This window comes from Mucilaginibacter sp. (genome assembly GCF_036383575.1).
In the GTDB taxonomy this organism is placed as follows: domain Bacteria; phylum Bacteroidota; class Bacteroidia; order Sphingobacteriales; family Sphingobacteriaceae; genus Mucilaginibacter.
This window is the reverse complement of sequence record NZ_DASVOB010000606.1, coordinates 1-10,983: the sequence shown is the minus strand read 5'-3', so window position 1 is coordinate 10,983 and position 10,983 is coordinate 1. Positions and strand designations below refer to the sequence as shown.

General features: G+C 41.2%; 13 protein-coding genes and 1 tRNA gene. 6 read left to right on the top strand and 8 right to left on the bottom strand.

Annotated features, from left to right (window positions below; genetic code table 11):
- The 8 genes from VF500_RS21645 to VF500_RS21610 all read right to left on the bottom strand — a co-directional run.
- Positions 1-1,641: SusC/RagA family TonB-linked outer membrane protein (locus VF500_RS21645; RefSeq protein ID WP_330861676.1), on the bottom strand; the 1,641-nt coding region annotated here is incomplete at its 3' end.
- Positions 1,642-1,865: 224 nt separating this feature from the next.
- Positions 1,866-2,885, bottom strand: a complete 1,020-nt coding sequence (locus tag VF500_RS21640) for a FecR family protein (protein ID WP_330861675.1) — start codon at positions 2,883-2,885, stop codon at positions 1,866-1,868.
- A gap of 75 nt (positions 2,886-2,960) precedes the next feature.
- Positions 2,961-3,539, bottom strand: a complete 579-nt coding sequence (locus tag VF500_RS21635; RefSeq protein ID WP_330861674.1) for an RNA polymerase sigma-70 factor — start codon at positions 3,537-3,539, stop codon at positions 2,961-2,963.
- Positions 3,540-3,851: 312 nt separating this feature from the next.
- Positions 3,852-3,931 (bottom strand) — tRNA-Leu (locus tag VF500_RS21630).
- A 19-nt stretch (positions 3,932-3,950) separates the two neighbouring features.
- Positions 3,951-4,475 carry a Fe-S protein assembly co-chaperone HscB gene (gene hscB / locus VF500_RS21625; RefSeq protein ID WP_330861673.1) on the bottom strand — a complete coding sequence of 175 codons (525 nt, stop codon included), beginning with the start codon at positions 4,473-4,475 and terminating at the stop codon, positions 3,951-3,953.
- 67 nt (positions 4,476-4,542) lie between these two features.
- Positions 4,543-4,731 carry a hypothetical protein gene (locus tag VF500_RS21620; protein ID WP_330861672.1) on the bottom strand — a complete coding sequence of 63 codons (189 nt, stop codon included), beginning with the start codon at positions 4,729-4,731 and terminating at the stop codon, positions 4,543-4,545.
- Between the two features lie 100 nt (positions 4,732-4,831).
- A complete protein-coding gene (locus tag VF500_RS21615) occupies positions 4,832-5,224 on the bottom strand; it encodes a hypothetical protein (protein ID WP_330861671.1) in 393 nt (130 codons plus the stop codon).
- 83 nt (positions 5,225-5,307) lie between these two features.
- Entirely contained in the window at positions 5,308-6,939 is a 1,632-nt protein-coding gene (locus tag VF500_RS21610) for a carboxylesterase/lipase family protein (protein ID WP_330861670.1), read from the bottom strand.
- A 145-nt stretch (positions 6,940-7,084) separates the two neighbouring features.
- On the opposite strand from VF500_RS21610, the gene VF500_RS21605 reads away from it, so the two are divergent.
- From VF500_RS21605 to VF500_RS21580, 6 genes are all read left to right on the top strand, one after another.
- On the top strand, positions 7,085-7,834 hold the full coding sequence (locus VF500_RS21605) for an NUDIX hydrolase (RefSeq protein WP_330861669.1): 750 nt from the start codon (positions 7,085-7,087) through the stop codon (positions 7,832-7,834).
- Between the two features lie 152 nt (positions 7,835-7,986).
- Positions 7,987-8,424, top strand: coding sequence for a VOC family protein (locus VF500_RS21600; RefSeq protein WP_330861668.1), 438 nt, complete (start codon positions 7,987-7,989; stop codon positions 8,422-8,424).
- Positions 8,425-8,514: 90 nt separating this feature from the next.
- The gene (locus tag VF500_RS21595; RefSeq protein WP_330861667.1) at positions 8,515-8,736 is read left to right on the top strand and encodes a hypothetical protein; all 222 of its coding nucleotides are present in this window, start codon (positions 8,515-8,517) and stop codon (positions 8,734-8,736) included.
- 65 nt (positions 8,737-8,801) lie between these two features.
- Complete coding sequence (locus VF500_RS21590; RefSeq protein WP_330861666.1) at positions 8,802-9,185, top strand: VOC family protein; 384 nt, start codon at positions 8,802-8,804, stop codon at positions 9,183-9,185.
- A gap of 408 nt (positions 9,186-9,593) precedes the next feature.
- Positions 9,594-9,980, top strand: a complete 387-nt coding sequence (locus VF500_RS21585) for a response regulator (RefSeq protein ID WP_121225542.1) — start codon at positions 9,594-9,596, stop codon at positions 9,978-9,980.
- A partial coding sequence (locus tag VF500_RS21580; RefSeq protein ID WP_330861665.1) for a sugar transferase occupies positions 9,961-10,983 on the top strand: 1,023 nt, incomplete at its 3' end. The genes VF500_RS21585 and VF500_RS21580, both read left to right, overlap by 20 nt.

The following is a 10,983-nucleotide window of genomic DNA, read 5'->3' as shown; positions in this document are numbered from 1 at the left end:
CATCAGGTTTGCTTCCGCGTAAATATTGGGTAATACGTGTACGTATTGTTGCTGCCTTATCTCGTTATTAAATTCAAACAGGGGATTGGTGATCTGCGTCTCGCTCTCGTAAGCGAAGAAACGCGGCGTACCGTCGGCATTATAAGCACTGCCCGTTGGGCGCAGCCTATAGGCCGAACGGAAAACCTCGGCGCTGCCCAGGTGGTTATTGACAAAGGTAGCGTAGACAGAGGCCCCGGCTTTAAAAGTATTGTTTATGGTTTTGTCCAAACCGGCTTTCAAAGTGTATTTTTTAGAATCCTCCGCTTTGGTTGTGCCTTGATAAAGCTGGTAACCTGCCGACGCGAAATAGGTAGTTTTATCATCACCTCCTGTTATAGAAATGTTTTGATTGGATTGCGAACCATTACGCTTGATCAGGTCTATCCAGTTTGTATAAGTTCCGTTCTGGATATTTGTTAACTCCGTGGCTGAAAATAATTTGCTGTCAGGAATAGGTGTAGCGGGATATCCGGCCTGCGCATTGAAAAAATCCCTCACGTAGTTTACAAAAGTAGGCCCATCCATTACCGGAGGCAGGTGATATGGGTTCACAATACCCTGATAGCCGGTATAAATGATCCTCGAACTACCTTTAGAACCCCTCTTGGTGGTAACCAACACCACGCCATTAGCCCCCCGTGAACCATATATGGCTGTTGAGGACGCGTCTTTCAATATATCTATCCTTTCAATATCGGCGGGATTGATATCATTGACAGGATTTGAAGGACTGCCGTTAACCGCGACAGGGACACCGTCAATCACGTACAAGGGCTGTGTATTACCGGTTATTGAGTTGGCCCCCCTTATCTCGACAGAAAAATCGGATCCGGGCTTTCCTGAGCCCCTTTTTATATCCACACCGGCTATGCGTCCCTGCATCGCGTCCTGTGTTCCTGTTGCATTTGCCCTGGTTATTTCCTCAGCCTGTATGGAACTTACCGTGCCTGTAAGATCAATTTTCTTTTTAGTACCGTAGCCGATAACTACAACCTCACTGAGTGCCTTAGCATCGGCTGTAAGTTTGATAGTTAAAGGCGCAGCACCCTCTGCCGTTCTTTCAAGCGTCAAAAAACCGATATATTTAAACACCAATATATCACTTGCCCTGGCAATCGTGATGGAAAAATCCCCGTTGATGTCGGTTACGGTGCCCCTGGTAGTGCCTTTGACACTTACGCTTACGCCGATAAGTGGCTGGTTTTTTTCGTCGACAACCTTGCCGCTGATCTTAAGATCCGGCGCAGAAGCCTGACTGGCCGCCTGCCCTTCAGCGGGCAGCGCTTTCATGAGGATGACTTTGTTTTTAAATACCTCATAGTTAATATTATACTTGAAAAGCAATTGATCCAGTACATCCTTCAGGCTTTGGTCATTAAATGTCGCGGATACTTTTTCCTGGGGTTGAATAATATCTTGGTTATAAACAAACTGTACCTGATGTTTCTTAGCCAAAACTTTCAGTACTTCAACCAGCGTCCTCTCTTCAACAGTTAACGTGATTTTCTTGTCCAGTATAGTTTGTGCCGAAGTGGGCCTTGCATAGCTCATGCCGGTCATCAACATAATAATCAATAACTGGCTAAATGTAATCCTCATGATCTTGCACCAGAAATGGGAATTAAGTAAACAAAAATTCATAAATTTGAAATGATTGTATTTTGTGAAAAAAATATAATAAGAGCCCCATCACCAAATTTTATTGATGCGATCTATGGGCTTGAAATCCAGGTACAGAGGTGTTACAGCACCTTTGTACCCTTATTTGGAAAGGCGGTGGTGTTATGTCGGGTAATGTTTTCTCATAATTTCCTTTTTTTAAATTAATTGGTTTTTTTCAGTACGATGAGATCATTGGTGACCTCGTAGTTGAGTTTCATAGAAGCTTTGAGCACTTCAAGTACTTCGGGCAGGTTCAGGCCCGTTAAATCAGCTGTCATTACAGCCTTATTCAAACCCTCATCCTGAATTTTAATGTGAGCATCAAATTTCTGGTTCAATACATCCACGATTTCAGTAAGCCGGGCATTCTCAAATAACAGGTCGATATGTTTATAAATATTAACTGCCGATATATCGGCTTGCTTGCTTGCTACAAGCAAATCCGTGTTTTTATTATAGATAACCTCTTCTTTAGGCAACAGCATCACCTCTCCCGCTGCAAGCTTGGCTCCTGCCCTTTCACCGTTGCTGCCTCTTTTACTCACAGAAACCTTACCTGTAACTACTGTTACGATGGCTGCAGATACGGCTTTATTGTCCAGTACGCGGAAACTTGTACCCCACACTTTGGTTATAATATGTTCGCTACTGATGATAAATGGACGCCTGGCATTTTTTGTTACCTCAAAAAAGCATTCGCCCTGCATGGTAACGTTACGTGATGCAGCCGCAAAAATTTTAGGATAGCTAAGGCTTGCATCAGGGCTAAGCCAAACCACGCTGCTATCGGGCAACAGCTGTTTGATAATGTTTTTAGTGCGATTGGTAATCACCATATCCGTCACCGCCGTTTCGGGGAACTTAGCTGGAGTTAATACGATGTCAATAATTATAACTTTGGCAAACACCAATAAAACGGCGGCAGCGGCAATCCTTAGCCACCAGCTTTTGTACAGTGACCTCACAGCCGGTTTTGGGGAAGATTTAATCTCATCCTCATGAGAGATAGCATTAAATATCCTTAGTTTAAGCTGCTCTTTGTTCTCATCCGATAAACTTTCCGTAAATCCGGGTTTATCTTCATGCAGCTCAAACCAATTATCGATCACCTGCTTTTCTTCAGATGTACAGGTACCGTCAAGATACCTATCCAATAATTCGGATAATTGAATTTCATTCATAATTAATGCAGATTTATCTTGGTTTATAATAGCAAGTCGAGGAGATGGAGGCTAACCCTTGCTCTGCCGAAAAAATTATTTTATAAAAAAAACGACTGCCAAAAACAGCAGCTCCCCCATTCCAACACGGAGGCGCTGTAAGGCTTTTGTGAGATGACCTTCAACCGTTTTTTCGGATATATGGAGAATTTCGGCTATCTCTTTATTGGTTTTATATTGCAACCGGCTCAATTCATATACGCTTTTGCACTTAGGCGGAAGTGTGCCGATCAGATCATCGAGATATTTTTTGAGATCATTGACAAAGATGCGCTCCTCTGTTGAGTTATCAATATGCAAATTATACTTGCTGGCTGCGATAAAAGAATTTTGAACTAATTGACGACGGTATTGATCAATGACACTATACCTTGCAGCAGTAAATAAATAATTCATCAGGCCGGTTGTAAACTCCAATGATTCTCGCCGGTCCCAAAGCCTTATAAATATCTCCTGTACAATTTCCTCACACAATTCGGCATTATTTAACCGTTTATAGGCATAATCAAATAACTTGTCCCAGTATTTGCTGTAAATTTTCTCAAAAGCGGCACTATTGCTTTGTTTTAACAGAAAAGCAAGTTCATCATCAGTAACACTACTTATATCACCCATCGCATCCGAGTATTGCTTTGTCTTAGTAATTAATGAGGGGTTGGTTAGAAGCATCTAAAGTAATGGAAAAATTACAATTTTTGAAAAACCGATGCTCAATTAATAGTTTAAGGGATGATATTAAGAGTTAGTGAGCAATAATCATAAGCAAGGTAAACTTCATTCTAAAAATAGCAATCCAGAATATATGGAGAGGCAGCAACAGCTGCCGCTTTTTAGAACTCCCAAACACACGAAGTTTGGACGCCATCGATAATCATTTGAATGAACTTAAAAACATCAAAGCCCCGATACTTTCGTACCGAGGCTTTGTACCCAGAGCCGGAGTCGAACCGGCACGGTTTCCCACAGGTGTTTGAGACCAGCGCGTCTACCAATTCCGCCATCTGGGCATTTTGTAAGTGTATTCCCTTACAAGCGGGCTGCAAATGTAGATAAACTCTCCTTAATTCGCAACAAATATTTTTGTTTATAGTAAATATTTGCAATTTCTATCCGGCGGCTTTCTTTGGCTGTATCGTCCAGTTCTTCATAGTCGTTAGTGAGACTTGTCAGCTCTTCATTCATATCGCCTTCAATAGCAAGTGTTTCTGAGGTTATAGAGGCTAATTGTGTTGCATCATCAACGTCCATCAGCCGCTCGTTAATGTCCATCATCTCCATTAAAAAATCTGCAGGTAATTGTGGTTTCGCACCTTCAGATACCAGGTCATGCAGCTTTAAAATGTATTCCAAACGTTTGGCCGGGTCGCCAAGCGCATGGTAAGCCTTGTTATTTATGGTAGATAGCTCCAATATTTCCTGTTGTTTCGCCTCATCCTCGTTAGCGTAAAAATCGGGATGATAAAGTTTGCTCAGCTCGTAAAACTTTTTCTTCAGCAAAGCCTGATCAACCTTAAAAGATTCAGGGATGCCGTAAAATTCAAAATAGTTCATAGGGCAAAGATAACTATTAGCAGGTTATCCACGCCGCTATGAACTTCATGCTTAAGTAAGTAATATGCTATTCGTCGGGTTTTTCCTGGTCGGTTTCGGCCTTTTCTGTTATTTCTGTTTTGGGGTGCTTATCGGCAAACAGTTTCCTGTCTTTAGTTAAAGTGGGGGCCACACCTAATATACCTATCCCGGCAACAGCCAATATCATAAACAATGCAAGCCCGCAAAGCCTCATCAGCTTTTTAATTTTTTTCATTTTGTCTCATCAAATAAAAATGACGGGCACAGCCTTATAGGGACTGATATCCGAATAATTAAAATGGGGTAATTACCTTTTGGTAATCAAAAAGGAGGGATTATCCTATAAATGGGTAGCTGTCATCGGCTGAATCTGAACCGAAAGCCCTGATGAAAAAAAGATATTTGATCTGTTTGTTTGGTATGAACAACCATGATGTTTGCTTAGCCATATTCTTGGCCTCACTGCTATGCAAAAAACTTAAGGCCAGTAGATTGCAGGCTCCGGAAATTAAAGTTGAAAGGGTATTTCGATTGACTCCCTTTAAAGTAGTATTGTATGAAATTGATTTGGAGGTCCCGTTGGCATAGCTGGCAACTAATGTTGTAGGCGGTTTACTAAACCTGTATGGTGTTTGGATAGTAAGCCCCGAAAAAGTAAAAAAGCCAAGCAGCACAATAGCTGTTAACAGCCATTTAGATAATACGCTTTTTACCGGGATCAATTTCATTAAATAAAGATAGCGATATCAATCCACAAAAAAGGCCCCTGCGAAAAATCACAGGAGCCAGCCCATCTATCTGAAAAAAAATCTTATTTCATGTAATCTTTATCTAAAAACAAGTAACGTGCACGGTTAACCTCATGTTTCTCCTCGCTTTTAACATCAATATTCATAAACTTAACACTGTTGTTATCCGTAATGGCCGACCATTTAGGCAGGCCTGCACCATTTGGATTAGCCTTTTTTATAAAGTTGGCAAAGTAGTTTTCCATCGTTTCAGACACTTTGAAATCATCGGGTGTCCAGGCGTAGGTTTTGTTGCCTGCAAGGTTGCCCATGGCATATTCAATTTCTGAAGCGTGTGCAGCACCCACTGGTGGCGGCATTTTAGGGGCTGGTTTTGCGGCATCGCCTTTAACCACACCTCCGGCAAGCCCCGGAGTGGCGTTGCCCATGGAGGCAACCATTGCCGGGCGTACCCGAGAGAACAAGTAGCGATAAACCGGCTTCCCTCCTGTTTGTACCTGCAAGTCGGCCCATTTCCAGGTGCTGTATACTATAAAACGATCGCTTGACAAGTCGGTTGCTACTTTGATCACTTCCTCGTCATTGGCAGCGGGATATAGCTTCAGTGCTTCCTCTGCCCTATCTCCATACAACTGCTTCAATGTTTTGGTGTAATTCTCCAGCGTTGGTGCGTCACCCCTCATCATGAACTGAAAAGGTACTTCGGCCGAGTTCCACCCTACCAGCAAAGGTACTTTAGCCTGCTCACCTGCCATAAATATTTCGGGTAGCGATTTTGGCAACAAGTAATTATCAATAGTGGCCGACATTGGCGGCGTACCTGGTTTAAAGGCGTCGTTTAATAATTGTTCAGCTGGTATGGCCCTCAAATCGGCCAGTGTGCCAGCTTTCTCATTAGCAGCAAACTTAACACCGTTTTGCTCAGCATCAGCCAATGGTATAGGGAAAAGTGTTGGTTTAATGCCAGCACCGCTTTCGCCGATGGCGCCTGCTATTAAGTCTTTTGATAGTGGAGAGGCCATCTGCACTGAAACGGAAATAGATCCCGCTGATTCACCGGCAATGGTAACCCGGTTGGGATCGCCGCCAAATGCTGCTATGTTTTTTTGCACCCAAAGTAAAGCGAGGTGCTGGTCAAGGTATCCGTAATTACCAGATGAATGATTGGGTGATTCTTTGGTTAATTCAGGATGAGAAAAGAAACCAAATACACCAAGCCTGTAATTAACGGTTAATGCCACAATACCTTTTTTTGCCATGCTTTCGCCATCATAGCGCGACTCTGATCCATCGCCCGCCATCAAACCGCCACCGTAAAAATAAACCAGTACAGGCAGTTTTTCTTTGGCTGATTTTGCGGGTGTCCACACGTTAAGGTATAAACAATCTTCGCTCATGCCCGATGACCGGAAGCCCATATCGCCAAAAATGGGCTTTTGCATAGGGTTGTGGCCAAAATGATCGGCCTTTAAAGTGCCATCCCAGTTTTTGGCCGGCTGTGGCTCCTTCCAGCGCAAATCGCCAACAGGCGGCTGGGCAAATGGAATGCCTTTAAAGCTTAATACGTTTGATGCTTCGCGTGAGCCTTCAAGCACCCCATTCTCAACAGTGGTTTTGTTTGCAGATAGCTGCGCCATCACCTTTACCGAGGCAATTTGTGCAAGCAACAGCATTACTAAAATTGGTTTCTTCATTATTGGTTATTTGGTTTGTAGCGTTTGGGATAAAAGGAAATAAGGATAATAAACCTTATTGTAACATAATGATACAATAATAAATTATTTAATCTCACATATCAAATTTTTTTGTTACTTGTGGCAACGTTTTTTTTGAAGATACATGAACAAGGAGTTTGAGCAACAGGAAAGTAATATAAGCGGCGAAGGGTTTTTACCCGGTTTGGCCATTGATACCGTTATTTTCGGCTTTCATGACAGCCAGTTAAAGGTGTTATTGCTGGCTTACAAAAACTCATCGTTATACGCGTTGCCAGGCGGCTTTATTTATGATAATGAAGATGTTAACCAGGCAGCCCGCCGGGTATTGGAAAGCCGTACTGCTTTGTCCGATATTTACCTGGAACAGTTTTATGTTTTTGGCGACTACAGCCGTTATGACCCTGCTCCTCTTAAAACAATTATGTTGGCCCGGGGCTACACCCCTCCCGCCAACCATTGGCTGCTGAAACGCTTTGTTTCTATTGGCTATTATGCATTGGTTGATTTTACCAAAGCAGTGCCGGCTCCGGATGAAATTTCCGATAGCTGCAATTGGTACAGCCTTGACGAATTGCCTGTTTTAATGCAAGACCATCGGCAGATCATTGACAAAGCTTTGCAAACGCTGCAAAACAACCTCGATCAAAAGCTCATTGGCTTCAACTTGCTAACGGATGAGTTTACTATGGGCGATCTGCAATCGCTTTATGAAACTATCCTGAATAAAAAACTGCTTAGGGCGGCTTTTCAACGAAAAATGCTGGGGCTTGGAATTTTGGAAAGAATAGCCAAAAAGTGGACTGGCGGCGCACATAAAGCACCATATCTGTATAAGTTTATATCAAACAAGGTACCGGCCGATAATATATAACACTTATGTAGTTTTTAAGTAATTGCGTCAAATTTATGATGTCGCAATTAGCCCCTTAACATGTCTTAATAGCACCCTCCTATATTGTGTTATAAAACCTAACTTTACTTCATAAAGCTTAACCAATTATAAATCAAAAACAATCAAGCAACATGTTAGTCGTAAATCCTTATTTAAACTTTAACGGTAATACCGAAGAAGCATTTAACTTTTACAAGTCGGTTTTTGGCGGTGAGTTTGCCGTAGTTATGCGTTTTAAAGATGGCCCGGAAGCATCAAAGCTTGCTGAGAAAAACCTTGACAAACTTATGCACATTGCATTACCGCTTGGTCCGGGCAATATGCTTATGGGTACCGACGCCTTGGGCGTTGAAGAAGGAGGTATGGGCCTGGTGACTATGGGCACAAATTTTTCACTTACTATCAGCTGCGAATCAAAAGAAGAGGCGGATAAGATCCATGCGGGGTTATCTGATGGAAACCTAAGCGGCGGCCCGATGCGTGAGGAATTTTGGGGTGATTACTTTGGCTGGATCAAAGATAAATTTGGTATCAGCTGGATGATCTCTTTCAATCCTAACCGTCCGTAATAATTTAAACATTAGCAGGGATGGTTAGGGGCACTATCCCTGCTAAACTATTTTCTTATCTCCATTAAAAGTAACGTATCAATTAAACTTATGGTGGTAGAAGTTTTTAAAACCAATGTAAATAAACGCCGGCAAGCCAACAGGCTTTTAGATGCCATCCACAATGCATTCAGAAATCATAAAGCCAATTTTGATCTGGATGATTGCGACAGGATCCTGCGGGTGCAATGTGATAATGGCACCTTATGCGCAAAATCTTTGATCAGTTTTTTAAATGAGTTAGGCTGCCGGGCGGAGATTTTGACTGATTAAGCTCATTTTTTGCAAAACAAATTATTTCAAACTAAGGTATTATCATTAATATAAAACCAATTATCATGTTAAAAGACAGCAAAGCATTTAGCGGATTTTCAGTAGATGATACAGCTAAAGCAAAGGCGTTTTATGCCAATGTGCTTGGTTTAGACGTAAGCGAAATGCCCGAAATGCAAGGCCTGCTTAACCTCAATATTACAGGTAGCACCCCTATTTTGATATATATTAAACCCAACCATACTCCAGCTACTTTTACCATCCTGAATTTTCCAGTGAATGACGTTGAGAAAACAGTAGATGAGCTCAGCGCCCGCGGAGTTAAATTTGAGATTTACGATCAGGAAAATTTTAAGACAAACGAAAAAGGAGTATTTCTGAGTGGCGGCCCCAAAATAGCCTGGTTTAAAGACCCGGCGGGGAATTTTTTATCAGTAATAGAAAGGTAGCAGTATAAAGCCTATTACAAATCCCATTTTGGGGAATAACAGCTACCCGCCGTGGAAATAAATCCCTCGCCGAACTATTAACTTTCCGTTAATTTCGAAGTTTTTTCACAACTATTTTATCGATTCTACGTATAAAAGCCTATCAAGTCTTTGATTGTGGCTGTTTTTCATTTCAGGAATGTTTTTTGTATACAATTACAATGTAAAACAAGAGGCATTGATGATTAAGCTATTTATTTTATATTTAGCTTTTGGTTAAAATAGCTAATAAATTTATTTCCTTATCATTAATGATATTTATTAAGTTTATATTTTTTTAATATTATAAGACATTTACAATAAATAATAAAAACACAACTCATTAATAAACAACTGCTTCTCTCTTATAAATAACCCCATTAATTAAGCATGAAAAGAACGCTACTTATAGTTGATGATGACTTGAGCATACTAAAGTTGCTCAACTTTATTCTTTCAAAAGAGTATGATATCGTAGTTAAGAATAACGGAATTGAAGCATTTAGCTGGCTTGAAGACGGCAATATGCCTGAACTGATCATATCCGACCTTCAAATGCCTTATTTCGACGGACAATCATTTGTAAAAAATGTAAAGATCAGCGGCTTCTACCGTGACATACCGGTTATCCTGCTTTCCGCGGCTCATGATCTTGACGCCCAGGTGAGCGCCATGCCTTTTAAAGTTGATGCTTACATACACAAACCCTTTAATCCAACCGCATTAAAAACAGCCATTAATCAAGTTTTACAAGTTTATGAATCATCAAACATCTGATTGGAACGAAAGCTCGGGTTCTACCATCAGGATAGCTTATGCAGGTAGTGAGTTTAAGGAAAAGATCTCTAATGGTTTAAATGAAGGTTTCAAAATTGCGTACAGCAACTCTATTGATCAGTTGAATGATTACTTAGGCGAGCAATCTATTTTATCTGTTCCTGATATTATTTTGGTTGAAGTTGATGCCGAAGGTAAGTGGATCAAAATGGTTGAAGAGGTGAAGAAGAGTTTTCTGTTAAACGGTTTGATCATCGTGCTGCTTTCGTCACACAATGATAAAACGTTAAAGCAAAAAGCCATTAAACTAAAAGTGCATGACTTTTATGGTGAGCCTTTTTCTATAAGCGACTTGCGCGAGAGGCTTAACTTTTTGGTGCGCTTTAAGCTGATAAAGCCAAAACTGCTTGAGCTATCAAAAGTGGTTGATACAGCATATAAAATGCCTGCTGGTAAACGCCTTATCGACCTCGTAATTTCGGGCGGTATGATGCTGGTATTATCACCAGTTATGCTGGTTGTTGCCATTTTAATTAAGCTTGATTCAAAAGGTCCGGTATTTTATAAAAGCAAACGTGTAGGTACAGGTTATAAAGTATTTGATTTTTATAAATTCAGGTCGATGCGTACCGACGCTGATCAGCTGCTTGCCAAGTTATCGGCAGAAAATAATCAATATACTTCAGAAGGTACTGATAATAAAGTAGCCTTTGTCAAGATCAAGAATGACCCCCGTATTACTAAGCTGGGTAACTTTTTGCGCAATTCAAGCCTTGACGAGTTACCGCAATTATTTAATATCCTTCGTGGCGATATGTCGGTAGTAGGTAACAGGCCATTGCCGTTGTATGAAGCCGAGATGCTTACCTCAAATGAATGGTCAATGCGCTTTCTCGGCCCTGCAGGTTTAACCGGTTTATGGCAGATCAGCAAACGCGGAAAGGAAGACATGTCTGAACGCGAAAGGAAAAAATTAGATAATTTTTATGCTCAGAAATATTCT

Bases quoted from the DNA above. Each gene is read 5' to 3' on its own strand.
- VF500_RS21610 (WP_330861670.1), bottom strand. From the start codon at position 6,939: ATGAAGAAACCAATTTTAGTAATGCTGTTGCTTGCACAAATTGCCTCG.
- VF500_RS21590 (WP_330861666.1), top strand. From the start codon at position 8,802: ATGTTAAAAGACAGCAAAGCATTTAGCGGATTTTCAGTAGATGATACA.
- VF500_RS21595 (WP_330861667.1), top strand. From the start codon at position 8,515: ATGGTGGTAGAAGTTTTTAAAACCAATGTAAATAAACGCCGGCAAGCC.
- VF500_RS21615 (WP_330861671.1), bottom strand. From the start codon at position 5,224: ATGAAATTGATCCCGGTAAAAAGCGTATTATCTAAATGGCTGTTAACA.
- VF500_RS21640 (WP_330861675.1), bottom strand. From the start codon at position 2,885: ATGAATGAAATTCAATTATCCGAATTATTGGATAGGTATCTTGACGGT.
- VF500_RS21600 (WP_330861668.1), top strand. From the start codon at position 7,987: ATGTTAGTCGTAAATCCTTATTTAAACTTTAACGGTAATACCGAAGAA.
- VF500_RS21620 (WP_330861672.1), bottom strand. From the start codon at position 4,731: ATGAAAAAAATTAAAAAGCTGATGAGGCTTTGCGGGCTTGCATTGTTT.
- VF500_RS21635 (WP_330861674.1), bottom strand. From the start codon at position 3,539: ATGGGTGATATAAGTAGTGTTACTGATGATGAACTTGCTTTTCTGTTA.
- hscB (WP_330861673.1), bottom strand. From the start codon at position 4,475: ATGAACTATTTTGAATTTTACGGCATCCCTGAATCTTTTAAGGTTGAT.
- VF500_RS21585 (WP_121225542.1), top strand. From the start codon at position 9,594: ATGAAAAGAACGCTACTTATAGTTGATGATGACTTGAGCATACTAAAG.
- VF500_RS21605 (WP_330861669.1), top strand. From the start codon at position 7,085: ATGAACAAGGAGTTTGAGCAACAGGAAAGTAATATAAGCGGCGAAGGG.